The sequence below is a fragment of the Fictibacillus sp. S7 genome (assembly GCF_004127935.1).
In the GTDB taxonomy this organism is placed as follows: Bacteria; Bacillota; Bacilli; order Bacillales; family Fictibacillaceae; genus Fictibacillus_C; species Fictibacillus_C enclensis.
This window is the reverse complement of sequence record NZ_QJKL01000001.1, coordinates 2117121-2140630: the sequence shown is the minus strand read 5'-3', so window position 1 is coordinate 2140630 and position 23510 is coordinate 2117121. Positions and strand designations below refer to the sequence as shown.

The following is a 23510-nucleotide window of genomic DNA, read 5'->3' as shown; positions in this document are numbered from 1 at the left end:
AAACGACAGACTGAAAGTTGAGGGTGTGGACTTTTATGATATTAACGGGTAATGAGCTTCTCCCAAAGCTTGGTGTATTTAAGAAGTTAATTGATGTACTCCCGGAGTTCATCTGTTTGAAAAACGAGGAAGGCGAATGGCTTGTAGCCAATGAATTCGCGTTGCAAGTGTGCGGTGTCGACCGGAGTTCATATAAAGGACTGCGAGCTGAGGAGCTCTCGTGCTTCCTTACGCCTGATACCATCCGGCGCTGCCATGAAACGGACCAAAAAGCATGGGAAACGGGCCGGCCGATTAAAATCCAGGAGGAAGTGCTGCAAAAGGATGGTTCCTACATTATTCTTGAATTGATTAAACAAGCAACATTTGATGATGAGGGCAATCCTCTGTACCTGTTTGTAACTGGGCGTGACATCACTCAGCACAAAGCGAAGGAAGAGGAGCTCAGTGTGGCCCTTGAACTATTAGAATCGGTTCTTAAAGGAACGACCGATGCGATATTAATTGTGGATACAAAGGAAAATCCAATTAAAGTTAACCATTCATTTGAAAAATTATTTGGCTGGAAAGAAGACGATCTGATTTCCGGAAGAGTGGATACTGATGTGATTATCCCTTCTGAATATAAACCAGAATCAAAAAGTATCATGAGCCTGCTGGCGGAAGGAAGTACTGTGCCTTCCTTTGAAACCCAGCGGGTATGCAAAGAAGGGACAAAGATCGATGTTTCGATTTCTTTCTCGGCCATTCGAAATATGCAGGGGCAAGTGATTGGCTTTTGTTTGATTTACCGGGATATCACGCCTCAAAAAAAAGCGGAGCGGGCTCTGCGGGAAAGTGAAGCCAAGTACCGGGTAATTGCTGAGCATTCCAAAGATCTGATCGCTGTGGCTGATTCTTCGGGAAAACTTCTGTACTGCTCACCTTCACATGAAGGATTGCTCGGCTTGACCAATGGTATCGATGAACTGAATGAGGTCCTTTTTTCAAGAATTCATCAGGACGATTGGGAATTCTTGCGTGCCACGTTTGCCAAGGCAAGAAGCCAGAAGAAACCCTTCACGTTCGAGTTCCGGCTAAAAATAAGCAGCGGGGATTGGGTGGTCATGGAAACCAATGCCGTCCCGGTCTTGAACGAATGGGATGAGATAGAGAGCTTTGTAACCATTGCACGGGATATAACAGCAACCAAAGAAACCGAAGAGCTTATAAGGAAGTCTGAGAAGCTGTCTGTTCTCGGTGAGCTCGCGGCAGGAGTCGCCCATGAAATACGCAATCCCCTGACATCTCTTATCGGCTTTGCACAGCTGCTGAAGGAATCAGATGAAGAAATGAAAGACAAGTATATCGGAATCATGCTGACCGAATTAAAACGAATCAATGATATTGTCGGTGAGCTGATGCTCGTGGCGAAGCCCCAGGCCGTTCATTTTGAAAACAGTTCACTCAAAGATATGCTCGAGAGCGTGGGACGGCTCCTGGATACGCAGGCCATTATAAAAAATGTCCAAATCCAACTGAACACATTCGGGGATATCCCACCGGTTTATTGTGTGGAAAACCAATTGAAGCAGCTTTTTATCAACCTGTTGAAAAATTCAATTGAATCCATGGACAAGGGAGGGCTGATCAGGCTGACTCTAATAAAAGCCAAAGGAAATGTGATGGTCGAAATTGAGGACCAGGGTTCCGGTATCCCTAAAGACCGGCTTGAAAAACTGGGTGAACCCTTTTATACGACAAAGGAAAAAGGAACAGGCCTTGGGTTAATGGTCTGCTATAAAATCGTTAAAGAGCATTTTGGTCAAATCCAATTTGAGAGTGAAGAAGGAAAAGGGACGAAGGTTCAGGTGAAATTGCCCATTTACCCCCTTTCCGTCGTTTAAAAGAGGCTAAAGGGGACATAATGGTTGTTAAAAAGGCAGGAACCTGTATGTCTCCTTATCATATTTTTTTCGTTTACCGCATTCATGATTTAAATTACCTTCATGTACATGGAATGGAAATGGCCACGAAGAAGCTGTTTACAGTTCTCTTATATTCGCCAAACGATGCCATTGATCTAACCGTTCAGACCAGCCACTTGCCAGCAGAGCTCCTGAGCGTTTTGGAGGAAGAAAAGGCCAGGATTGATCAGGGATATTATGATCTGGCACAGTGGGAGTACCAATCGTACAATGAACAACTTCATTAGAAGTTCCAGCCGGAAGTGGAAACCAAAAGCGTCTTGTTAATAAGGCACTTTTGGTTTTTTGTGCCCCATTTCTCTTGAGTGGATTTTTCATTTATAACGGGGGATAAACGCCGTTATCTTTAAACGTGGCAATCATTTAGAGCGCCTGCCTTTCAATCGTTTTGTTTAAAGCGTGTTCTATAGCAGTCAGTTCGACCGGAATGATCGCTTCAATATCTTCATACCTTTGAAAGTTGTTTCCTTTTAAATCAGGAAGAATATCCTGCCGGATGAAGTTACTGCCCACCATGGAAAAAAAGTAACCCACGTAGTAAGGCGTTAAACTCTCTTCATGACTTAAATAATGGAAATCACTTGACTGTTTGAACTGCTCAATAACAGAGTTGAAACTTTTGCACGGTTTGCCTTTACTCTTAAACCATTTCATCTTTATCACCCGGATTTCTTGTTTCATTCTTTTTATTTTCAGACCAAGGTTATCCAAAAAAGACCCCTTCCGAGGCGGAAGGGGTCTTTAAACTTATCTTCTTCTTTTTACAAACAGGTAAATGAGAATGACAATGAGTATTAGAATGATTAGAGTTTTCACGAATGAGATCCTTTCATGAGTAATTTTTACTCTATCTTTACCCAACTCATCCTCTCTTTAACCTTTAAAATAAAACCTTGCCCGGATTCATGATGTTGTTTGGATCAAACTGCTGCTTGATCATTTTCATCAGCGGCAAAGTGTCACTATGCTCCTGCTGTAAGTATTTCATTTTTCCGATACCGATTCCATGTTCTCCGGAACAGCTTCCTTTTTTGGAAAGTGCATATTCTACAATTCTTTCGTTGATCCGGTTCGCTTTATTTGTTTCTTCCTGGCTATTTTTATCAAACATGAGAATGGAATGGAAATTGCCATCTCCTACATGGCCGAGCACTCCGCCAGGGAGGCCCTCACTTTCAATCAGTTCACGTGCATAAATGACTGCGCCGGTTAATTCCGAAAGCGGCACCACCACATCCGTCAGCATCATTTCCCTTCCGGAAAAGCCATGCTTGAATGCATAAGCCAGGTGATGGCGAGCTTCCCAAAGCTTTGCTTTTTTGATGGAATCAGTTTCGAAAATCAGTTCTTCTGAACCATTGGCCGAGAGCAATTCTTCTGCAAAGGCTACATCCTGGGCAATTCCGCCTTCATTGCCATGAAACTCAAGAAACAGGGTGGGTTTCTCCGGATAGGAAGTATCGCTGTGCATGTTCACCTGACGGATGGAGGGCTCATCCACAAGCTCTACACGTGCCAGAGAATTCCCGGAAGACAAAAGGGAGACCGCTCCGTCAACTGCTTCTTTCACGCTAGGGAAAACGGCCCTGCCTGCCACGGTTGTTTCCGGAATGCCGTATACCTTTAGTGTGAGCTCTGTAAATACGCCAAGGGTTCCTTCCGATCCCACAAACAAGCCTGTGAGATGATAGCCCGATGAAGATTTTGCCGCCAAACCTCCTGTATGAATGATGGAGCCGTCGGCAAGAACCACTTCGAGATCTCTGACCTGTGGACGCATGATGCCGTAGCGGACGCTTGTTGTGCCGCTTGCATTCGTGGCGGCCATTCCGCCCAGGGTAGCATCCGCTCCCGGATCTACCGGAAAGAACAGTCCGTATTTTTTTAAAGCCTGATTCAGCTGTGTTCTGGTTACTCCCGGCTGTACTTTAACGAGAAAATCTTCGGGCCTGACCTCCACTACCTGGTTCATATTTTGAAAGTTAATGGAGATGCCGCCTTGAAGTGGGATGCAATGACCTTCAAGGCTCGATCCCACGCCAAACGGAACAACAGGAATTCTATGTTCATTGGCGAATTTTACTATAGAAGATACTTCTTCGGCTGAGTTTGGAAACACCACGACTTCCGGAAGCACGGGAGAATGATGAGATTCGTCTTTGCTGTGCTGGCGAAGAATGGTTTCATTGCTTGTGGCTCTTTTTTCATCCGTTAGTTTTCTCATTTCTATAAGTAAATCCTCATGTGTTGCCTGCATGTAAAAATCCTCCCTTAGGTGTATGTTGATTATTCTCTTCTTAGGGTAATTTATAGATGAAAAGCGAAAATCCTTTTTATTCTGTTAAAAAAACAAAAATCAGCCAACACTATTAGGTGAGGTGATGACATGAAAAAATGGCTGTTGATACTCAGCTTTACATTGCTTTTGGGCGGATGCGGAACAACAGAAAAAAATGAAGCGGACAAGGGGGAGCCAGTCATGGGAGACGGGAATAAACAGGAGCAGCACAAGGACAAGCCCGGCAGAGACCACAGCGGGGGAATCGTTGCGGGAGCTATTGAACCAAAGCTTTCGGTTATGGAGCAAAACACAGGCAGCACGCTCTTGCGTTATGAACTAAAAAACCAGACTGAACAAATAAAAACCTTTGAATTTACAAGCGGCAAAAAGTTTGATTACATCGTCAAAGATGAAAGCGGGAAAAAGGTATATCAATATTCACACGATCACATGTTTACCCAGTCTCTTTCCAAGATCACCCTGAAACAAGGTGAAACGTTCACGCAGGACATTATGGTAAAAAACTTGCCAGCGGGCACTTATACGATCGAGATATGGCTTACGGCGAAAAACGAAGAAAACGATTATCGGCAGAAAAAAACATTTGAAATACAGTGAGAATCCGCTCTTATGGAGCGGGTTTTTTTATGCAGCAAGGGGAAATGCAGATTGTTTGATTTTTTATTTATTACGGAGTACACTCATAAAAATAATCAAAATAAAACGTACTTTAAATAAGCAAATATAAATTTTTTTGAGCAAAGGACTTGAAAGTCAAAGAAGGTCAAAGTATAATATGGACATAAGGTCAAAGATAGTCAAAGTCAAACAACGACCTAACATTCTGAAGGAGGACATGCTTTATGAAATGTGAACAGTGTAAAGTGAATCCTGCGACAATTCAAATGAACGTTTCTTTTAATCAACATAAACAACAGTTAACACTATGTGCAGATTGCTATCATAAAATTACTCAGTCTATGAATACAACAGGAGGTATGAATCCGATGAACCAATTTTCATCCTTCGATGATTTCTTTAAACAAATGATGAATAACGGCATGAACTCAGGGTTTTCAGGCCAGCAACAATCCCAGCAGGCTCAGCAGCAAGGTGGCGGAAGAGGCAGGGGCGGAGGCTTCCTTGACCAATTCGGCCGCAACATCAGCCAGGCCGCAAAAACCGGTCTTATTGACCCTGTGATCGGCCGTGAGGAAGAAATAAACCGTGTGATTGAAATTTTGAATCGAAGAAACAAAAACAATCCGGTTCTTATTGGGGAACCAGGGGTTGGTAAAACAGCCATTGCTGAAGGATTGGCATTGAAAATTGCCGAAGGTACAGTACCATCCAAACTTCTTTCCAAGGAAGTCTACTTGCTTGATGTAGCTTCTCTTGTAGCAGATACAGGTATTCGCGGACAATTTGAAGAGAGAATGAAGCAGTTGATTGCTGAGCTGCAAAAGCGTAAAAACATCATTTTGTTCATTGACGAGATCCACCAAATCGTCGGTGCAGGATCAGCCGAGGGATCAATGGATGCCGGCAACATTTTAAAACCGGCACTTGCCCGCGGTGAACTTCAACTGGTGGGTGCAACGACACTGAAAGAGTATCGCAAAATCGAAAAAGACGCGGCATTGGAGCGCCGATTCCAGCCGGTTATCGTTAACGAGCCAACTCCTGAAAAGGCATTTGAAATTCTTAAGGGACTTGCTTCCAAATATGAGCAGTACCATGAAGTGACGTTTTCAGAAGATGTTTTAAAAGCGTGTGTAACCTTGTCTCACCGCTATATCCAGGACCGTTTCCTTCCGGATAAAGCGATCGATCTTATGGACGAAGCCGGTTCCAAAATCAACTTGCTTCATTCAGGCAATGATACTTCTTCCATTGAAGAGCGTTTAGAGGAAATTTCAAAAGAAAAAGAACAGGCAGCAATGAATGAAAACTATGAGCTTGCTGCAAAACTTCGCCAGGAAGAGCTTCAATTGGAGGCAAAATTGAACGAGAACGAAGGCAAAGAAAGAGCCGCCGTTACCCTTGAAGACATTCAATCCATCGTAGAGCAGAAAACAGGTATCCCAGTTAAAAAGCTTCAGGAAGACGAACAGGCGAAAATGAAGGACTTGGCGAAAAACCTTTCCCAAAAAGTCATCGGACAGCAAGAAGCGGTTGAAAAAGTATCCAAAGCCATCCGCAGAAGCCGTGCGGGTCTGAAAGCGAAGAACCGTCCAATCGGATCCTTCTTGTTTGTCGGTCCGACAGGGGTAGGTAAAACCGAATTGACCAAGTTACTCGCAGAAGAATTGTTTGGTGATAAGGAAGCCATGATTCGTCTGGACATGAGTGAATACATGGAGAAACATGCCGTGTCCAAGCTTATCGGTTCACCTCCTGGATATGTCGGCCATGATGAAGCCGGACAATTGACTGAAATGGTCCGCCGCAAGCCTTACAGCATTATTTTGTTGGATGAAATTGAAAAGGCGCATCCGGATGTACAGCATATGTTCCTGCAAATCCTTGAGGATGGCCGCTTAACCGACAGCCAGGGCCGTACTGTATCCTTTAAAGATACAGTCATCATCATGACGAGCAATGCCGGCAGTGGTGTAAAGCAAACCAAAAAGTTAGGATTTACCAACGAAATCGCGGAAGTACAAAAAGAAACCAATATTCTTGATGCCATCGGTTCCTACTTCAAACCGGAATTCCTGAACCGGTTTGACAGCATTGTACAGTTCCAGTCTCTAAAGGAAGATGACCTTGTACAAATTGTTGAACTGATGCTTGCCGATCTGAAAGAAAACCTTGTAGATCAGGGAATCACGATCGAGTTTACCGATGAAGCGAAGAAGAAAATTGCTGAATTGGGCTACCATCCTGCATTCGGTGCAAGACCGTTACGCAGAGTAATCCAGGAAAAAGTAGAAGATGCCGTAGCAGATGTATTACTGGATCAGGAAGAAAACAAAGCGTTAAAAGTGGATGTTCGTGAAAATGAATTAGTCGTAGAATAAAAAAGAGCCATGCGTACAGACGCATGGCTTTTTTGTATAATTATGTGGGTAGACTTAATCATTGTCCTTGGAGCGAATAATGGTCAGCACTAGCATGGAAAAACCAATCATCAACGACATTGCTTCGAATACTGTCATACCATTCCCTCCCCATGATTGTTGGGCTAGAACGTTTTATTCGAATGAGCCGCAGTCCCTGTCTTATATATTCCTATTTTATCCCGATTGCCAATATATAACAAGAATCGTTATAACTATTTCAAAACTTTCCCAATAGTTCGATGGTACCGATTTACCAACCAAGAAATCAGTAAATTCAGATAAATTAAAGATTTGATATGATTTCGGGACTTTTTTACCATTACCGATTTCTGGCTAATTCTGCTGCGATACGACTGGCGGGAATTCTGGAGGTGCGTTTGTTACAATAGAGCGGGGAGGAATGCCTATGCTGAAATATAAGCTGAACGTACTGGATTTTTTTGAGGTAAAGGAGCATTATATTGAAGGAACAAAGGAAGTACACATTGACACAGTGATTCTGAATGAAGATGGAAGCGATTTTTACCGGGGAACTACAGCTGTCAGGTTTAACACGCATGGCATTTATCCGCAATTGGACACCTTAAAAGGAATTTTTGAAGATAAAAACAGTTTTATGGATTTTGTCAGTTATTTGCGCCGCTACATTAAACAGCAGGTGCGGTATTTGTAGGAAGGAGTAACAGCGTGAAGTATGTATGGTATGCAAGCTATGGATCAAACATGAATAAAGACAGGTTTTCCTGTTACATAGAAGGAACGCAGGCAGAAGGAAGCTCCGAACCGGAAAGAGGGTGCAGGAACTGCAATCCTCCACTGGAAGATCGTTCGGTTGAAATGGAATATCCGCTTTATTTTTCAAAGCAGGAAAGCAAATGGGGAGCAGGAGGGGTGGCCTTTATCGGGCATCAGCCTGCTGCTTCTTCAAAAACCATCGGCCGAATGTACTTAGTCACCGAGGAGCAGTTTATGGATGTTGCTTCACAGGAGAATGGAATTGACGGGCTAGAGTTCGATTTTGAAAAGATTAAAGAAGCCCGTTTTCTTCCTTTGACAGAGGGCTGGTATGGCACCATTGTTTATCTTGGAGATTGTGATGGCTACCCGATTTTCTCTTTTACCTCCAATCATGATATGGGGGAGGAAGAATACGTGGCTCCAGCTCCTGGGTATCTTCGTACCATTGCCAAAGGATTGAAGGCCATGGGAATGACCGATGATGACATACTGGATTACCTGGGGGAGAAAAACGGCCTTAAGAGCGTTAAAACGAGAGAGCAGATCAAGAAGGATTCGGGACTAGCGGAAAGGTCTTAGTTATATTGGTCTGTTATTGAATGTTAATGGTAAAATAGGCACCAAGACGCAAGTCTCTGGATGCTTACGAAATGGGGGAATAGGTGAGATAATGTAATCCCCTATACATATGAGATGCCTTGACCAGGGCATCTCTATTTTTTTGCCAATACCAATAAGCACTGTCCCAAATGAGGACAGTGCTTTCATTTTTGCTGATAAGGTGCTTCTAATGTTTTAATCATTTGCTTAGCAATCATTTCATGGCCTTTATCATTGGGATGAATGGCATCGTAAATCCATTTTTTTCTGTTTTCAGGTTTCAATACCTCACTGCTCGGGATGACAATCGATGGTTTATTGTTTGCAGTGGTTTCGTAGGCGATCAGATTCCAGTCATTCAATAACTTTTTCGTGGCAGGAAAAAAGGTCTCCTCTGAGTCTACCGCGTTGTACAATTCGTTGTAAACAAGGATGGCGTCAGGATTTTCTTTTCGAATGATGGAAAAGATCTCAACCAGATTATTCTGATAGGATGATTTAACATTGGCATAATCCTGCAGCGCTTTAACCGGACCTTCCTTTAATGCGAGTGTAACGAGATCATTGCCCCCAATATTGATCGTTATCAAATCTGCCGAATGAATCCGCTCCTTCATATCAGGGGTGGATAAAAATCTGAGCAGGTCTCCGCTTGTTGCCCCGGATATACCCTGGTTATCCAGAATCGCTTTCTTTCCGGTAAGCGAGGATATTTCATCGTTGGCTATTTTGATAAATCCACCTTCCGTCGATCCCCGTCCCTGTATGACTGAATCTCCCAGGGCAAGATGATGAATGGCCTTCCCGGGAAGATTTCTTAAGTGGCCGATATAGGAAACATTATGGGATTCAGGCTTATCGGCTGAGTCCTGTATAGCGGCATTTTGTGCTTTCAAACGGTCAATTTTAAATTGAGGATAATAATACCATCCTCCGACAGAGACAACTATCAAACCTAAAAGGATGAGCGCCAGCCATAGCCATTTCTTCATATGCTGCCTCCTTTCAAGGTCCCCATTTTAAACCATTTCTCCCTCTCCTATCAATATATTAGCATGAAAGAAACATATGAGAGCGGTCTCACACCGGATCAATAAAACAACATCCCGGCTCTTTTGTGCCGGGATGTTGTTGTTTTAAGGGTCGAGCCTTCTGAAGCGTGCTTCAAAGAGCAGGTAAACGCCGTAGGCAACGAGACCGAGAGCTACTATGGTCAGGAGAACCTGCCCATAGGGCTGTTTAACAAGCTCCGCAAGTGCTCCGTCCAGTCCTTTCGTTTCATCAGGGTCTGCCTGGACGGCTGCACGGATGAGAAAGATGCCCATAATGGCAAAGACGATTCCGTGGGCGGAAATTCCAAATTTGCCAATGTAACGTGCTGTTTTCCATTCTTTTTGATTCATTTCTTCGCGCTTCAGTTTGTTTAAATATTTTTCCTTATAGGCCTTATAAAAATTAAAGATTCCTACCCCGATCAGAATGGCGCCAAGGAGCCCAATGATGAACTGGCCAAAAGGCTGAGCAAGAACTTTGGCTGAAAGTGTCTGGTATTTCTCGCTGGAGGAACCACTGCTAGCTCTGAATATAATCTTGATGGCACTTCCGCATAAGCCGAAATAGACACCTGCAACAATGAGGTAGCTTATGCGTGCCATCCATCCTTTTGCATCCTTCCCTTTGTGCTCGGGATCAAAGATTGCCATGATGACTTCCCACAACGCATAGCCGGCAAGCCCGACAGCGAGCACTGCAAGCAGAATGGAGCCAAAAGGCTGCTTGGCGATCGTGTAAAGTGCACCAGAGGAAGTAGCGAGTTTCCCCTCCAAACCGAATGCAGTCATAACCGCGAGTACTCCAATGAGAATGTAAACGGCACCTTTCGACAGGTGGCCAAACCGGGCCATGCGAACGATCCATGGCTCGGCTTCTTCTTTGTATTCTTCAGCTTTTCTTTCAGCGTGCTCTTTGTGCTGTGACAAATCTTTATCCATATGGGTGCCCCTTTCAAAGGTTCTATGTACTTAGTACCCATTTTCTCCAATTCATCAAACTAGCAGACAGCTGTCCAAACCCATATTCCATAATTTGCATACCATAGAAAGAAACCTTATGCAATTTAATCTAAAGGGAGGGTTATATATGAAAGAACATTATTATGGGTTATGCTGTCAATATATGGGTCAGGATGTTGAAATCACCACCACCGATGGAAATCGATACGTAGGAACCATCCAAAATGTTGATGCAGAAAATGTGTATTTGCTTCCCCATCAGGATGATGGAACAGGAAGGTTCTTTCCGTTATTGGGTGCAGGGCTGATCGGTCTTGGACTCGGTACGATTGCCGGATTTGCACTCGCTCCGCGTCCGCCAGTTGCCTTTGGCTACGGTTATGGGTACGGTGGTGTGGCTCCCTTTCCAGGCGCTTATGGAGGCGTACCGGGAGGATTTGGCGGCTACCCTGGTTATTATGGCGGCTACCCTGGTTATTATGGCGGCTTTCCGGGTGGCGGCTTTGGGGGCTTCTAATGCACGTATGAAAAACTCATCTGCAAAAACGATGAGTTTTCTTTTTTTTACTGAACAGAATAAAAGTTCTGGATACCGTACAGACTTGACATTATGGCGGAAAAACTGTACTATTTTTTCCATAATCGAAGATCATAACGCAATGACAGACCAATAGTATCTGAGCCTCTTTAGAATGAAGCGAACCGGGGATGGTGAAAGCCCGGTCAAATGTTCAGAGAAACGGAAGTCTCGAGCCATTAATTGACCAAAGCGGATGCAATAGTGATTGCATCAATTGGGGTGGAACCGCGTGAGTACAGCTCTCGTCCCTGGACAAACAGGATTTGTCTATGGGCGGGGGCTTTTTTGGTTTTCAAAAAGCAAATGCGAATAAAGGAGAGAATGACATGAGTGTGACAATGGAGCAAGTCGTCAACATGGCGAAACAGCGCGGATTTATTTTTCCGGGATCTGAAATCTACGGAGGACTTTCAAATACTTGGGATTATGGCCCGCTCGGTGTGGAGCTGAAAAACAATGTAAAAAAAGCCTGGTGGAAAAAGTTTGTTCAGGAGTCCCCTTACAATGTAGGTCTCGATGCTGCAATCCTGATGAATCCACAAACATGGGTGGCTTCAGGACACATTGGAAACTTCAATGACCCAATGATAGACTGTAAACAGTGTAAAGCACGCCACCGTGCGGACAAGCTCATTGAAGATGCGCTTTCCGAAAAAGGCATTGAAAAGATTGTGGATGGATTGTCATTTGATGAAATGGAAAAATTGATTGAAGAACATAACATTGCCTGTCCTGAATGCGGAGCACATGATTTTACTTCCATCCGCCAATTTAACCTGATGTTCAAGACATTCCAGGGGGTAACAGAGTCCAGTACGAACGAAATCTATCTTCGCCCTGAAACAGCGCAGGGGATCTTTGTAAACTTTAAAAACGTTCAGCGTACCATGAGGAAAAAGCTGCCGTTTGGTATTGCACAAGTAGGCAAAAGCTTCCGAAACGAAATCACGCCAGGAAACTTTACATTCCGTACTCGGGAATTTGAACAGATGGAACTTGAATTCTTCTGCAAACCGGGAGAGGAATTGAAATGGTTCGATTTCTGGAAGCAATACGCCCATGATTTCCTATTGAATCTTGGCATGAAGCAGGATAAGCTTCGCCTTCGTGATCATGAATCCGAAGAGCTTTCTCACTACAGCAACGCGACGACAGATTTTGAATATCAGTTCCCATTTGGATGGGGCGAGCTCTGGGGAATTGCTTCCCGCACCGACTTTGACTTGAAGCGCCACAGCGAACATTCCGGAGAAGATTTCAATTATATTGATCAGGAAACGAACGACCGTTATGTTCCGTATTGCATCGAACCATCGCTTGGAGCAGATCGTGTCACCCTTGCCTTCTTGATTGATGCTTATGAAGAGGAAGAGCTGGAAGGCGGAGACACACGAAATGTGCTTCATCTGCACCCTGCCCTTGCGCCGTTTAAAGCAGCGGTACTGCCACTTTCCAAAAAATTATCCGAGGAAGCGCGTGAAGTGTTCGCAGGTCTTGCCAAGGACTTTATGGTGGATTATGACGAAACCGGATCAATCGGAAAACGGTACCGCAGACAAGATGAAATCGGAACGCCGTTTTGTATCACGTATGATTTTGATTCGAAGGAAGACCAGCAAGTAACAGTTCGTGACCGTGATACAATGGAACAGGTGCGTATGCCGGTATCCGAATTGCGTGCGTTTCTCGAGCAAAAAATCAGCTTCTAATCACTTTACATTTTTTTCGGTCGTGGTAAGATGAAAATAACTTCATATTATAGCAACACTGGGGGAGCCTTCCTGGCTGAGACTGAACGCATTGTTCTAAACCCTTTGAACCTGATCTGGATGATGCCAGCGTAGGGAAGTGCCACTGCACAGCTTTGACAGCTGCTGCAGCTGATTTGAAATAACAGTGAATCAGCCACTCTTTCTACGCAAAGAGTGGTTTTTTTGTATGGAAATGAGGAATGGAAATGTACCCATTGGAGTTCCATGTCATCACGGACGGCAAACAGAGCGAAGACCGTATTCTTTCAGTGTCATCCATCCTTGCCCCCCATGTGACAGCAATACATATCAGAGAAAACAGCCAGGCTGCAGGCGACATTTACAGTTTGTCCGAAAAGCTGAAGCAATGTGGGATACAAAACGAAGCCATTTATATGAATGACCGTGTGGATGTTGCGGTAGCTGCAGGACTCGGCGGCATTCATTTAAAGGAAAGCAGTCTTGCGCCAGATGTGGTCAGGCATCATTTTCCTTCTTTTAGAATCGGTCAGTCAGTCCATTCGAGGGATGGGGCGATCCAGGCAGAACAGAAGGGGGCAGACTATCTTTTCTTTGGTCATGTTTTTTCAACCGAAAGCAAAAAGGATAAAGAGCCAAGGGGACTTGATCAATTGCAGGAGGTGGCCGAAGCGGTCAGCATTCCGGTTCTCGCCATAGGAGGAATTTCTCCGGAGAGAGTTGGCGCCATTGTCAGCGCAGGAGCATCGGGCATTGCTGTCATGTCAGGAATCTGGAAGGCGGAAGATCCAGTTTCGATAGCCAAACAGTACAAAGCAGTTTTAATGAAAGAGAGTGATCAGGATGCGCAAACATTATGATGTCATCATCGTCGGCGGAGGGGTCATTGGCAGTTCGATCGCCTACTTTCTTCGCCGTCACACCCCTTACAACGTTCTTGTATTGGAACGAAACAAAATTGGAAGTGAAGCCTCTTCTGCGGCGGCCGGCATGCTCGGAGCCCAGGCGGAGATTCATGAAGCAGGCCCGCTGTATGAGATGGCCAGACAGAGCAGGCAGCTTTTTCCGGAACTAAGTTATGAACTTAAGGAAATCAGCGGTGTGGATATGGAATGGGTGGATAAAGGATTGTTTAAAACAGCCAAAGACAGCTGTGAGGCTGAAAGGCTGCAGGATTTGGCTGCCTTTCACAGGGCTAACGGACAGCCCGCCGAGTGGATGGACGTGGATGAACTTTGTAAAAAGGAACCAAACGCATCAGCGGAGCTGGCGGGCGCCCTGTTTTTGCCGAAGGACGGTCAGGTGAATGCTCCCAAGCTGACTCAGGCCTACGCCCAGGCCGCTGTAAAGCTGGGTGCCGATTTTATGGAGTATACAGAGGCTGCTGGCTTCGAATTTGCCCAACTGGGAACAGGCGTGCAAACCAGCGCAGGCACGTTTTATGGGGAAAAACTGGTGCTGGCTTCAGGCGTATGGACAGGGAGACTTGCTGCCCAGACAGGCCTTCATATGCCGGTCTTTCCCGTAAAAGGAGAATGTCTGTCACTGAATTTTATGGAGCCTGTCATTACCTCAAGCATCATTTCAAAAGACTGCTACCTTGTGCCGAAACAGGGAGGCAGACTGGTGATCGGCGCGACGATGCGTACGGGAACCTATGACCGGAAAGTAACCGCTGAAGCCGTCGGGCAATTGCTTGAGGGTGCGATAAAGGTGGTTCCCGGCATCCGTAATGGAGAATGGGAGAAGGCGTGGAGCGGCTTTCGTCCGCAAACACCGGACGGCCTGCCGTATATGGGGAAACATCCCAACCATTCCAACATTTATTTTGCAGCCGGGCATTTCAGAAACGGAATTCTTTTGAGCCCGATTACCGGGCAATGGATAACCGAGCTGGTTTGCGGAAGGAAAGAGGAGCAAAGTCTGAATGAGTTTGCTCCCGAACGGTTTGTTCTTGAACAAATGAAAGGATGAGGGGACATGAAGCTGATCGTAAACGGAAACACAATGGAAGTTGCCCGGGTTCAGACGGTTGATGATTTAATCAAAGAGCTAAAGCTGGCTGGCAAGGGGGCGATCGTAGAGCTTAATGAAGAAATCTTGAACAAAAGCCAGCATGCCGAAACGGTATTGGCCAACGGAGATAAAGTAGAGATAGTCCATTTGGTAGGAGGAGGATGAGCATTATGCTTAAAATTGGAAACCATGAATTTTCTTCACGTCTTCTTTTGGGAACGGGAAAATTCCCGGATTTTGATGTTCAAAAAGAAGCGGTTAACGTATCAGGTACAGAGATTCTGACATTTGCAGTCAGGAGAATGAATATTTTTGATCCGGAACAGCCGAATTTTTTAGAAAAGCTGGATGCGTCGAAATATACTCTGCTTCCCAATACGGCGGGTGCCAAAACAGCAGAAGAAGCGGTCAGGATCGCAAAGCTGGCAAAAGCATCAGGTTTATGTGATATGATTAAGGTAGAAGTTATAGGAGATTTCAAGACCCTTCTGCCTGATCCGGTAGAAACGCTGAGAGCGTCGGATATCTTGCTGAATGAAGGATTTACGGTTCTGCCTTATGCTTCTGATGATGTACTTCTTGCAAAGAAATTAGAGGACCTTGGCGTGCATGCCATTATGCCCGGAGCTTCACCCATTGGTTCGGGCCTTGGAATCATCAACCCCTTAAATATCAGCCTGATCGTCGAGCAGGCAACGATACCGGTTATTGTGGATGCCGGGATCGGATCGCCGGCAGATGCCGCGTTGGCGATGGAACTCGGCGCTGATGGTGTGCTGCTGAACACAGCCGTCTCGGGCGCAGAGGATCCTGTGAAAATGGCAAAAGCGATGAAGCTTGCGATCGAAGCGGGAAGGCTTGGTTATGAAGCGGGACGAATTCCGAAGAGACGGTATGCCACGGCAAGCAGCCCGCTGGAGGGAATGAGTGTTTAATGAACGATCGCTACTCCAGGCAGATCTTATTTGATCCGATCGGAGAAGGGGGCCAGGAGCTCCTGGCCAATAAGCATGTACTGATCATTGGTGCTGGGGCACTGGGCACTGGAAATGCAGAAGTTCTTGCCCGTGCGGGCGTTGGGAAGATCACAATCGTCGACCGGGATTATGTGGAGTGGAGCAACCTGCAGCGGCAGCAGCTGTTTTGCGAGGAAGATGCAAAATACCGGATGCCCAAAGCGGTGGCGGCAAGAGAACGGCTGGAACAGCTTAACTCTGATATCCAGGTCGAAGGGCTTGTTATGGATGCAGGTGCCGAAGAGCTGAGGGAGCTGACAGAATTTGTCCACCTCATCATTGATGCCACGGATAATTTTGATACAAGGCTTCTGATTAATGATATTTCTCAGGAAACCAAGATCCCATGGATCTATGGTGCCTGTGTGGGAAGCTATGGCCTTTGCTATACCATTATACCGGGAGAGACTCCTTGTCTTAGCTGTTTGCTGGAAAAGGTGCCGATGGGCGGAGCTACGTGCGATACAGCAGGCATTATAGCACCCGCTGTACAGACGGTTGTAGCCCATCAGACAGCGGAAGCGTTAAAGTTGTTAACCGAAAACAAGGAAGCACTCCGGAACAAACTGGTTTCCTTTGACCTATGGAACAATTATTACATGGCGATGGATGTAAGGAAGTTAAAGAAACAGGATTGTCCTTCCTGTGGAAATCATCCAACGTATCCTTTTTTGAATCCCGAAAACCAGACAAAAACAGCCGTGCTCTGTGGAAGAGATACCGTGCAAATCCGTCCCTCTGAGCATGGGGAACGGGATCTGGAGGAGCTTTCCGGGGTGCTGGCACGATTGGGAGGCAGGATTGAACAAAATCCGTATTTGCTCTCCTATCGGGCGGATGAACAGCACCGGCTTGTTTTCTTCAAGGACGGACGAGTTTTAATCCATGGTACGAAAGATATAGCTGAAGCGAAAAATCTGTACTATAGTTTGATAGGATAATTGAATAGCACTCTGCTAGGGGAGCCGGAAACGGCTGAGACTGAACCTTTGTTCTACACCCTTGGAACCTGATCTGGATGATGCCAGCGTAGGGAAGCAGGCTTGCGAAACGGTTTTTAGACGAATCGATCATACAGCCGCCTTCCTCATCTGGGGAAGGCGGTTTTTTATATGCATAAGGATCAGCGATAGAAATCCTCATTGATATGCTGATTGGAGTGCAAGGTGCGAGATCCTCGAAAATGAACTTCACATTTTCTTCGTGCGATGTAACGCTGCTGAAGCGTTCCTTGTCCAGCGGGATATGCATGACAGGTGAGACCAGGTAGGCGTTTTACGCCGGCAAGGTAGGCGTTTTACGCCGGCAAGGTAGGCGTTTTACGCCGGCAAGGTAGGCGTTTTACGCCGGCAAGGTAGGCGTTTTACGCCGGCAAGGTAGGCGTTTTACGCCGGCAAGGTAGGCGTTTTACGCCGGCAAGGTAGGCGTTTTACGCCGGAAAGGTAGGCGTTTTACGCCGACAAAGGCAGGTATTTTACGCCGGCCAATGGGGAGCTTGCGCCGCGGGGCTCAAAAGTAGGCACTTGCGCCGGTCAAAGCGAGCATCCTGAAACGGAAAGCAACTGCTTTCAAGAGCAACAAAGGTTCAGCAGATAAAGGAGGGTGAGCATGAGCAGTATTCAGGACAAGATTAATAAGTTGGCAGATGAAAGAAAAGAGGATTTGATCGAGATTCTTCGGTCGCTTGTGGCCTTCCGGACAGAAAGCCCGCCGGCCAGAAATACTGAGGAAGCCCAGCATTATATCAAATATCTTCTTCGGGACCTCGGGTTTGAGACAGAAGAGTGGGGGCTGTTTCCGGGTGACACGATTGTAACTGGAACCAAACCCGGGAGAAACAGTGAACAGTATCAAAGTCTTATCCTCAATGGGCATATCGACGTGGTAGCGGCAGGAGATGAAGCTGAATGGGAGCATCCGCCGTTTGAATTAAGGAAAGATGGAGATTTTTTGTATGGAAGAGGCACAGCTGATATGAAAGGAGGAATGGCCTCCACACTTTTTGCGCTGCAGCTGTTACGGGAATTAGGCGTCGAGCTGGATGGCGATTTATATTTTCAATCCGTAACAGGAGAAGAAGCCGGTGAAGCTGGAACTAAATCATGCGTCGACCGCGGCATGCAAGCTGATTTTGCCGTTGTGGCGGATACATCCGATCTTGCCATCCATGGGCAGGGCGGTGTGATTACAGGCTGGATCACGATAAAAAGCAAAACCACTCATCATGATGGCCTCCGTTCCCGATTGATTCATGCCGGCGGAGGCATTGTTGGTGCAAGTGCCATTGAAAAGATGATGAAAGTCATACAGGGGCTGCAGGAGCTTGAGCGTCACTGGTCCGTAACCAAGGTCTATCCTGGTTTTTTGCCGGGCAGCACAACGATCAATCCTTCGGTTATTGAGGGGGGAAGGAATGCGGCCTATATTGCGGATGAGTGCAGGCTTTGGATTACCGTCCATTTTCATCCGAACGAGACTTATAGAGAGGTTGCGGAGGAAATTCAGCAGCATGTCCTTGCCGTTGCCCAAGGAGATCCTTGGCTCAAAGAAAATCCGCCTTCCTTTGACTGGGGCGGAAAATCGATGATCGAAGACAGAGGAGAGATTTTTCCTGCTATTGATATTGATGAAAATCATCCGGGGCTCGTCATGCTGAAGAATCAGCATCACCAGGTATCCAAGCAGGAGGCTGTCGTTTCCATGTCACCGACAGTGACAGACGCGGGCTGGCTGGGACAAGCCGGGATACCCACTGTGATTTACGGCCCCGGAAAACTGGAGGAAGCCCATTCGCTAAATGAGAGAGTAGAGCTTCAGCAGTTAATCCATCATGCAAAAGTTCTCGCCGGGTTTATTGAAAAATGGTGCAATACAGAAAGGAGCACTTTAAATGGTTAAGAGTAGCCAGCAGGACCGATTTACCCGCCAGCTCTATGACCGGGTATTGCAGGTATGGGAGCATATCCACCGCCATCCTTTTGTTCAGGGAATTAAGGATGGCTCCCTGCCGATGGAGCGCTTTATGTTTTACATGAAACAGGATTATGTATTTTTGAAGGATTACGCCAAGCTGTTCGCACTTGGAGCGGTAAAAGCAGAAGATACTGAAACAATAAAATGGTTCTCCGGCCTTCTGCATGAAACGCTGCACACAGAGATGGATCTTCACCGCAGTTATTGCAAAGAAATCGGCATCGGTGAGGAGGAACTGGAGAACGAAAAGGCGACGCCTATAAATCTCGCGTATACGAGGTATATGCTGGCAACGTCCCAGCAGGGGAGCCTGGCCGAACTGGTCTCTTGCCTTTTGCCATGCATGTGGAGCTATCACGAGATCGGAACCATGTTGAAAAGGGAAGCAGGAAACCTGTCCGGCCATCCTTATGGCCCTTGGATTGAAATGTACGCTTCTGAAGACTTCGGCAGTCTTTCACGTTGGCTGAAGGATAAGCTTGATGAATGGGCGGAAGGAAAAACCAATCAGGAGCTAGAGGCTTTGCAAAACCATTTTCTAACTACGTCACGATTTGAGTTCATGTTTTGGGACATGGTTTATTACGGGCATGAATGGCCGGTATAGTCCTGCAAAAGGAGAGCGAATGAATGACATTCATGATGAAAAATGTTTCTTACAGCATGAAACAAGGCGGGCAGTACAGACCCATCTTAAAGAACATAAATCTCTCAGCGGCGGCAGGAGAATTTGTCTCCATTATTGGCAAAAGCGGCACAGGAAAAAGTACAATGCTTAAACTCGCATGCGGTCTGGAGAAGCCGGATGAAGGGGAAATCCTGATTCAAAATGAGCCATCCGTCCCGGGGGCATCAGGCTATATGCCTCAAAAGGACCTTCTTCTTCCCTGGCGTACGGTCATGGATAACCTGCTTCTGTCACCAGAGGTTCAAAAGCAAAGAAGGGAAAAGAGAAAAGAGGCGGAAGCTCTCCTGGAACGGGTGGGACTGTCCGCATTTGAGAAAGCCTATCCACATGAGCTGTCCGGGGGAATGCGTCAGCGAATCGCTTTTTTGCGCACATTGTTGACGGGAAAAGAGGTGCTTTTTCTGGACGAACCATTTGGCGCTCTTGATGCCATGACCAAAAAGGATATGCACCAATGGATGGCTGCGCTATGGAGAGAACTGAACAAAACCATCGTACTGGTCACACATGACCTCCACGAATCGGTTTTTTTAAGTGACAGGATTATTGTTCTCCACCCATCCGGTGAGACGGAAGAAATCATGGTTCAGCTGCAAAGGCCGAGAGAGACATATCTATCCCCTGAAATAACAGAGCTGATCAATACATTGGAGAGCAGAATTACACATGAATCGTATCAAAGCATTTTTTAAGGATTATTATTTATTTTTGATGGCAGCCATCCTCCTGCTTGGTGCATGGGAATGGCTTGTGGATACCGGCAGGCTGCCGTCTTTTATTCTGCCGGCACCGTCAGGCATCCTACTGTCTCTTTTTGAGAACAAGGACATATTGCTTTTTCATGCATGGGCCACGTTTAAGGAAACGATCCTTGGCTTCGTTATAGCGGCAGTGGCTGGTGTTTCACTTGCGGTTGCCATGTTTTTTTTCAAATCGTTACAACGAACAATTTATCCCGGGGTATTGATTTCCCAGACCATACCGATTATCGCGCTGTCACCGATTTTTGTCCTTTGGTTTGGCTACAGCATATGGAGCAAAGTCGCGGTTACTGTTTTGATCGCTTTCTTCCCCATTGTGGTGAGCACCTATGACGGCCTGAACCATCATGATCGGGATTATGTGGATCTTTTGCGTTCCATGGGAGCAAGAAGATGGCAGATCTTTAAAAAAGTACAGATGCCCATGGCACTTCCCTCATTCTTTTCGGGCATCAAACTTGCTGCTGTATTTTCAGTCGTGGGTGCAACAATCGGTGAATGGCTCGGGGCAAGTGAAGGGCTCGGCTACTATTCCAGAAGAATGTCAGGCAGTCTGAACGCAGAAGGTGTCTTTTCCGCCATCTTCCTTTTGTCCCTGCTTGGCATGTGTTTCTTTGGGGCAGCAGCACTTGCGGAAAAACGAATGTTCAGATGGAAAGAAATCAGAAAGGATGTACAACATGAAAAAGTGGATAAAACACAGTAAATGGCTGCTTGCAGGGTGTCTGCTTCTCGCACTTGGTGCCTGTTCCTCTTCCGCGACTAAAAGCGGGGAAGGGAAAGATAGATTGAAGAAAGTGAGCGTGATGCTCGACTGGTACCCGAACGCAGTGCATGCCGGAATTTATGATGCCATTGAGAAAGGTTATTTTAAAAAGGAAGGCATTGAGGTGGACGTGAAAATGCCGGCTGAAACCAATGATCCGTTAAAGCTTGTGGCAGCCGGGCGTACGGACCTTGCATTGACCTACCAGCCGCAGGTTGTGCTTTCACGTGCCGAAAACATTCCGGTGGTTTCTCTTGGAGCGATGGTGAGGCATCCGCTTAATCATCTGATGGTGCCAGAGAAAAGCAGCGTTCACACACCTAAAGATCTTGAAGGAAAGAATGTAGGTTATCCGTCTATTCCGATTAATGAAGCTATTGTTAAAACGATGGTAAAACATGACGGGGGAAATCCGGATAACGTAAAAATGACGGATATCGGATGGGATATCATTCCGGCGATGGCTTCTAAAAAAGTTGACGGCATCTCCGGTGGCTATATCAACCATGAACAAATTTTGCTGAAAAAAGAGGGGCACCCTGTCCGATCCATCGATCCAGTAAAATACGGAGTGCCTGATTATTATGAGCTGGTACTTGTTTCGAGCGAAGATGGATTGAAGAAAAACAGGAAGCTTTACCAAAAATTTTGGCGGGCTCTTTCAAAAGGACAAAAGGATGTACAAGAGCATCCGGAGAACGCGTTGAATATTTTATTTCAGCATGAAAACAAAGAGTTTCCCCTGGATCAAAAGGTAGAAAAGAAAAGCCTTCGAATTCTTCTGCCCTTGATGGACAGTGGCAGCAAACCCTTTGGGTATGAGGATCAAAAGTCGTGGAATAAGGTTTCAGAGTGGCTTTATGAGACAGATATGATCAAAAAGAAAATAGATACCCAAAAAGCCTATATTAATCTGGAAAAATAACAGAGTAGACTCCGCCTTGTTTGGTTATGTTAAGTACCAGGCAAGGAGGTGTCCGGCATGGCCAAAAATGAAAAAATCCGCAAGCAAAACGCGGAGCAGCGAAAAGGAAAGGCGGATATTCCGAAGGGAACGTTTGCTGATCCAATTGCCAATCAGGATGATATCGCCGAAATCAAGAACAACAAGGACAGCCAATAACGAAGAACACGCCCTGATTTCAGGAGCGTGTTTTTTTGATTTTGTTGTATGCTAGAAAGAAGAATAGGGGGTGCGGGAATGCTGATATGGGAACAGAGCGGGCTGGAGAAAGTGATGGATGAACTAGAGATTATGAACTCCAATCCATTTTATAATGAGCTGTTTTACGGGAAAGGCAAAGTGGACCCGAAGGATGGCAAGCCGTGGCTGGGTTTCCTGATGGTTGCCAAATCCTGTCAAAACCAGGGATTGGCAAAAAAGCTTTATACGGAATGCGAAAATGAGTTAAGAAAGACGAAGCTCCACGTATTGCGGCTCGGAATCTTAACGGGTAATGCTCCTGCGTTGAGCTTTTGGAGCGGAATGGGCTTCAGAGAAATCGAAATTAAAGAAAACGAGGGGGGGAAAATACATATTTTTGAAAAACAATTTTAACCCTTCTGATGCTCCTCCCTTTTTCCTAAACTGCCAATTTTCCACATATTGATGGTCAGGCGTGCATATCTTCATTGGTATGAAAAAAAGTTAAACTGCCTTAATATGTGCTTAATCATTGCGGGTTAAAATGGCAGGGAAAAGGAATAGGAGTGGAAAGGTATGAAGACATACTGCTTTTTGCAGGAAAAAATGAATTCCAGAACAATATCAAAGCTTGTTCATAAAGCGAACGAATTTGAAGAGTGTCAAATCTATTTCGAATTCGATAACTGCCAGATGAATGCCAAAAGCATGTTAAGCATGAGTAAACTCTCAGGCATGGCTGGCTTGTGCTGTATAACAGCGCAAGGACAGGATCAGCAGGATGCCCTTGAAGGAATACGTGAGATTTGTGCAGGAAAATTAGTGTAGCCTTATGCGCCTGAAAATTCCTGGGACCCTTTAATGGCTTTGGCCATCACTTTTACAGATTTTGCTTTTCATATCGCTGCGAGTGAAAGTTTCAGTGGAACGGTAATCACCAAATCCTTCATCATGGCTCTGGTGCCTTCACTGCTGATCATGTTTTATCTTGAACGGAAAAATAGGTCCAGGAGCGGTTGACGCTCTTCTTCCTCCATGATAAAGTAAGACTAATTTAAAAAAGCTTATCCAGAGCGGTGGAGGGAAAGGCCCGATGAAACCCGGCAACCTTCAGGCAGATTGTCTGAAAAGGTGCCAAGTCCTTCAAAGGTACAACTTTGAGCGATAAGAGAT

General features: G+C 45.7%; 26 protein-coding genes and 3 riboswitches. Of the genes, 21 read left to right on the top strand and 5 right to left on the bottom strand.

Annotation, left to right across the window (positions count from 1 at the left end):
* Positions 1-35 precede the first annotated feature (35 nt).
* Together DMO16_RS10940 and DMO16_RS10935 are read left to right on the top strand one after the other, a co-directional pair.
* On the top strand, positions 36-1886 hold the full coding sequence (locus DMO16_RS10940; RefSeq protein WP_129477436.1) for a PAS domain-containing sensor histidine kinase: 1851 nt from the start codon (positions 36-38) through the stop codon (positions 1884-1886).
* Between the two features lie 47 nt (positions 1887-1933).
* Positions 1934-2194 carry a hypothetical protein gene (locus DMO16_RS10935; RefSeq protein WP_129477434.1) on the top strand — a complete coding sequence of 87 codons (261 nt, stop codon included), beginning with the start codon at positions 1934-1936 and terminating at the stop codon, positions 2192-2194.
* 136 nt (positions 2195-2330) lie between these two features.
* Here DMO16_RS10935 and DMO16_RS10930 read toward each other — a convergent pair whose 3' ends face one another.
* Both DMO16_RS10930 and DMO16_RS10925 read right to left on the bottom strand, forming a co-directional pair.
* Entirely contained in the window at positions 2331-2621 is a 291-nt protein-coding gene (locus DMO16_RS10930; RefSeq protein ID WP_129477432.1) for a hypothetical protein, read from the bottom strand.
* Positions 2622-2847: 226 nt separating this feature from the next.
* A complete protein-coding gene (locus DMO16_RS10925) occupies positions 2848-4224 on the bottom strand; it encodes an FAD-binding oxidoreductase (RefSeq protein WP_061967474.1) in 1377 nt (458 codons plus the stop codon).
* 129 nt (positions 4225-4353) lie between these two features.
* Between DMO16_RS10925 and DMO16_RS10920 the strand changes: the two genes are divergently transcribed.
* Both DMO16_RS10920 and DMO16_RS10915 read left to right on the top strand, forming a co-directional pair.
* Complete coding sequence (locus DMO16_RS10920) at positions 4354-4866, top strand: BsuPI-related putative proteinase inhibitor (protein WP_129477430.1); 513 nt, start codon at positions 4354-4356, stop codon at positions 4864-4866.
* 245 nt (positions 4867-5111) lie between these two features.
* Positions 5112-7271 carry an ATP-dependent Clp protease ATP-binding subunit gene (locus DMO16_RS10915; protein WP_129477428.1) on the top strand — a complete coding sequence of 720 codons (2160 nt, stop codon included), beginning with the start codon at positions 5112-5114 and terminating at the stop codon, positions 7269-7271.
* Positions 7272-7325: 54 nt separating this feature from the next.
* Here DMO16_RS10915 and DMO16_RS25430 read toward each other — a convergent pair whose 3' ends face one another.
* Positions 7326-7409: a putative holin-like toxin gene (locus DMO16_RS25430; RefSeq protein ID WP_353051312.1), complete on the bottom strand. Its 84-nt coding sequence runs from the start codon at positions 7407-7409 to the stop codon at positions 7326-7328.
* Between the two features lie 310 nt (positions 7410-7719).
* Between DMO16_RS25430 and DMO16_RS10910 the strand changes: the two genes are divergently transcribed.
* Both DMO16_RS10910 and DMO16_RS10905 read left to right on the top strand, forming a co-directional pair.
* On the top strand, positions 7720-7986 hold the full coding sequence (locus tag DMO16_RS10910; protein ID WP_129477426.1) for a hypothetical protein: 267 nt from the start codon (positions 7720-7722) through the stop codon (positions 7984-7986).
* A gap of 14 nt (positions 7987-8000) precedes the next feature.
* A complete protein-coding gene (locus DMO16_RS10905) occupies positions 8001-8630 on the top strand; it encodes a hypothetical protein (RefSeq protein ID WP_129477424.1) in 630 nt (209 codons plus the stop codon).
* A 185-nt stretch (positions 8631-8815) separates the two neighbouring features.
* On the opposite strand, the gene DMO16_RS10900 is transcribed toward DMO16_RS10905, so the two are convergent.
* Positions 8816-9643, bottom strand: coding sequence for a GDSL-type esterase/lipase family protein (locus DMO16_RS10900; protein WP_129477422.1), 828 nt, complete (start codon positions 9641-9643; stop codon positions 8816-8818).
* Between the two features lie 144 nt (positions 9644-9787).
* Complete coding sequence (locus DMO16_RS10895) at positions 9788-10642, bottom strand: DUF1206 domain-containing protein (protein WP_061967487.1); 855 nt, start codon at positions 10640-10642, stop codon at positions 9788-9790.
* Positions 10643-10790: 148 nt separating this feature from the next.
* Here DMO16_RS10895 and DMO16_RS24580 point away from each other — a divergent pair, with 148 nt between their 5' ends.
* The 15 genes from DMO16_RS24580 (at position 10791) to DMO16_RS10825 (ending at position 23165) form a co-directional block, all read left to right on the top strand.
* Positions 10791-11180, top strand: coding sequence for a hypothetical protein (locus tag DMO16_RS24580; RefSeq protein WP_206738091.1), 390 nt, complete (start codon positions 10791-10793; stop codon positions 11178-11180).
* A gap of 389 nt (positions 11181-11569) precedes the next feature.
* Complete coding sequence (locus DMO16_RS10885; RefSeq protein WP_061971403.1) at positions 11570-12952, top strand: glycine--tRNA ligase; 1383 nt, start codon at positions 11570-11572, stop codon at positions 12950-12952.
* Between the two features lie 50 nt (positions 12953-13002).
* A riboswitch (TPP riboswitch) is annotated at positions 13003-13107 on the top strand.
* Positions 13108-13200: 93 nt separating this feature from the next.
* Positions 13201-13833 (top strand): thiamine phosphate synthase, encoded by a 633-nt coding sequence (locus tag DMO16_RS10880; protein ID WP_061967489.1) that lies wholly within the window; start codon positions 13201-13203, stop codon positions 13831-13833.
* Positions 13817-14947: a glycine oxidase ThiO gene (gene thiO / locus DMO16_RS10875; protein WP_129477420.1), complete on the top strand. Its 1131-nt coding sequence runs from the start codon at positions 13817-13819 to the stop codon at positions 14945-14947. The genes DMO16_RS10880 and thiO overlap by 17 nt, the downstream gene beginning before the upstream one ends.
* A gap of 6 nt (positions 14948-14953) precedes the next feature.
* Complete coding sequence (thiS, locus tag DMO16_RS10870) at positions 14954-15154, top strand: sulfur carrier protein ThiS (protein WP_129477417.1); 201 nt, start codon at positions 14954-14956, stop codon at positions 15152-15154.
* Positions 15155-15159: 5 nt separating this feature from the next.
* Positions 15160-15924, top strand: coding sequence for a thiazole synthase (locus tag DMO16_RS10865; protein WP_129477415.1), 765 nt, complete (start codon positions 15160-15162; stop codon positions 15922-15924).
* A complete protein-coding gene (locus DMO16_RS10860; RefSeq protein WP_061967496.1) occupies positions 15924-16946 on the top strand; it encodes a thiazole biosynthesis adenylyltransferase ThiF in 1023 nt (340 codons plus the stop codon). Before DMO16_RS10865 ends, DMO16_RS10860 begins: the two co-directional genes overlap by 1 nt.
* Positions 16947-16953: 7 nt before the next feature.
* A riboswitch (TPP riboswitch) is annotated at positions 16954-17058 on the top strand.
* A 555-nt stretch (positions 17059-17613) separates the two neighbouring features.
* On the top strand, positions 17614-18903 hold the full coding sequence (locus DMO16_RS10855) for an acetylornithine deacetylase (protein WP_129477413.1): 1290 nt from the start codon (positions 17614-17616) through the stop codon (positions 18901-18903).
* A complete protein-coding gene (tenA, locus tag DMO16_RS10850) occupies positions 18896-19585 on the top strand; it encodes a thiaminase II (RefSeq protein WP_129477411.1) in 690 nt (229 codons plus the stop codon). Before DMO16_RS10855 ends, tenA begins: the two co-directional genes overlap by 8 nt.
* 23 nt (positions 19586-19608) lie before the next feature.
* Positions 19609-20358 carry an ABC transporter ATP-binding protein gene (locus DMO16_RS10845; protein ID WP_129477409.1) on the top strand — a complete coding sequence of 250 codons (750 nt, stop codon included), beginning with the start codon at positions 19609-19611 and terminating at the stop codon, positions 20356-20358.
* Positions 20333-21133, top strand: coding sequence for an ABC transporter permease (locus DMO16_RS10840; protein WP_061967503.1), 801 nt, complete (start codon positions 20333-20335; stop codon positions 21131-21133). Before DMO16_RS10845 ends, DMO16_RS10840 begins: the two co-directional genes overlap by 26 nt.
* Positions 21108-22118, top strand: coding sequence for an ABC transporter substrate-binding protein (locus tag DMO16_RS10835; protein ID WP_129477407.1), 1011 nt, complete (start codon positions 21108-21110; stop codon positions 22116-22118). The genes DMO16_RS10840 and DMO16_RS10835 overlap by 26 nt, the downstream gene beginning before the upstream one ends.
* 57 nt (positions 22119-22175) lie before the next feature.
* Positions 22176-22316, top strand: coding sequence for a hypothetical protein (locus DMO16_RS24280; RefSeq protein ID WP_156412539.1), 141 nt, complete (start codon positions 22176-22178; stop codon positions 22314-22316).
* Positions 22317-22394: 78 nt separating this feature from the next.
* Entirely contained in the window at positions 22395-22751 is a 357-nt protein-coding gene (locus DMO16_RS10830) for a GNAT family N-acetyltransferase (protein WP_164988903.1), read from the top strand.
* A gap of 162 nt (positions 22752-22913) precedes the next feature.
* Entirely contained in the window at positions 22914-23165 is a 252-nt protein-coding gene (locus DMO16_RS10825; RefSeq protein WP_061967510.1) for an HPr family phosphocarrier protein, read from the top strand.
* A gap of 233 nt (positions 23166-23398) precedes the next feature.
* Positions 23399-23508: riboswitch (SAM riboswitch) on the top strand.
* Positions 23509-23510 lie beyond the last annotated feature (2 nt).

Coding starts and splice junctions, on each gene's coding strand:
- DMO16_RS10940 (WP_129477436.1), top strand. CDS start 36: ATGATATTAACGGGTAATGAGCTTCTCCCAAAGCTTGGTGTATTTAAG.
- DMO16_RS10935 (WP_129477434.1), top strand. CDS start 1,934: ATGTCTCCTTATCATATTTTTTTCGTTTACCGCATTCATGATTTAAAT.
- DMO16_RS10930 (WP_129477432.1), bottom strand. CDS start 2,621: ATGAAATGGTTTAAGAGTAAAGGCAAACCGTGCAAAAGTTTCAACTCT.
- DMO16_RS10925 (WP_061967474.1), bottom strand. CDS start 4,224: ATGCAGGCAACACATGAGGATTTACTTATAGAAATGAGAAAACTAACG.
- DMO16_RS10920 (WP_129477430.1), top strand. CDS start 4,354: ATGAAAAAATGGCTGTTGATACTCAGCTTTACATTGCTTTTGGGCGGA.
- DMO16_RS10915 (WP_129477428.1), top strand. CDS start 5,112: ATGAAATGTGAACAGTGTAAAGTGAATCCTGCGACAATTCAAATGAAC.
- DMO16_RS25430 (WP_353051312.1), bottom strand. CDS start 7,409: ATGACAGTATTCGAAGCAATGTCGTTGATGATTGGTTTTTCCATGCTA.
- DMO16_RS10910 (WP_129477426.1), top strand. CDS start 7,720: ATGCTGAAATATAAGCTGAACGTACTGGATTTTTTTGAGGTAAAGGAG.
- DMO16_RS10900 (WP_129477422.1), bottom strand. CDS start 9,643: ATGAAGAAATGGCTATGGCTGGCGCTCATCCTTTTAGGTTTGATAGTT.
- DMO16_RS10895 (WP_061967487.1), bottom strand. CDS start 10,642: ATGGATAAAGATTTGTCACAGCACAAAGAGCACGCTGAAAGAAAAGCT.
- DMO16_RS24580 (WP_206738091.1), top strand. CDS start 10,791: ATGAAAGAACATTATTATGGGTTATGCTGTCAATATATGGGTCAGGAT.
- DMO16_RS10885 (WP_061971403.1), top strand. CDS start 11,570: ATGAGTGTGACAATGGAGCAAGTCGTCAACATGGCGAAACAGCGCGGA.
- DMO16_RS10880 (WP_061967489.1), top strand. CDS start 13,201: ATGTACCCATTGGAGTTCCATGTCATCACGGACGGCAAACAGAGCGAA.
- thiO (WP_129477420.1), top strand. CDS start 13,817: ATGCGCAAACATTATGATGTCATCATCGTCGGCGGAGGGGTCATTGGC.
- thiS (WP_129477417.1), top strand. CDS start 14,954: ATGAAGCTGATCGTAAACGGAAACACAATGGAAGTTGCCCGGGTTCAG.
- DMO16_RS10865 (WP_129477415.1), top strand. CDS start 15,160: ATGCTTAAAATTGGAAACCATGAATTTTCTTCACGTCTTCTTTTGGGA.
- DMO16_RS10860 (WP_061967496.1), top strand. CDS start 15,924: ATGAACGATCGCTACTCCAGGCAGATCTTATTTGATCCGATCGGAGAA.
- DMO16_RS10855 (WP_129477413.1), top strand. CDS start 17,614: ATGAGCAGTATTCAGGACAAGATTAATAAGTTGGCAGATGAAAGAAAA.
- tenA (WP_129477411.1), top strand. CDS start 18,896: ATGGTTAAGAGTAGCCAGCAGGACCGATTTACCCGCCAGCTCTATGAC.
- DMO16_RS10845 (WP_129477409.1), top strand. CDS start 19,609: ATGACATTCATGATGAAAAATGTTTCTTACAGCATGAAACAAGGCGGG.
- DMO16_RS10840 (WP_061967503.1), top strand. CDS start 20,333: ATGAATCGTATCAAAGCATTTTTTAAGGATTATTATTTATTTTTGATG.
- DMO16_RS10835 (WP_129477407.1), top strand. CDS start 21,108: ATGAAAAAGTGGATAAAACACAGTAAATGGCTGCTTGCAGGGTGTCTG.
- DMO16_RS24280 (WP_156412539.1), top strand. CDS start 22,176: ATGGCCAAAAATGAAAAAATCCGCAAGCAAAACGCGGAGCAGCGAAAA.
- DMO16_RS10830 (WP_164988903.1), top strand. CDS start 22,395: ATGCTGATATGGGAACAGAGCGGGCTGGAGAAAGTGATGGATGAACTA.
- DMO16_RS10825 (WP_061967510.1), top strand. CDS start 22,914: ATGAAGACATACTGCTTTTTGCAGGAAAAAATGAATTCCAGAACAATA.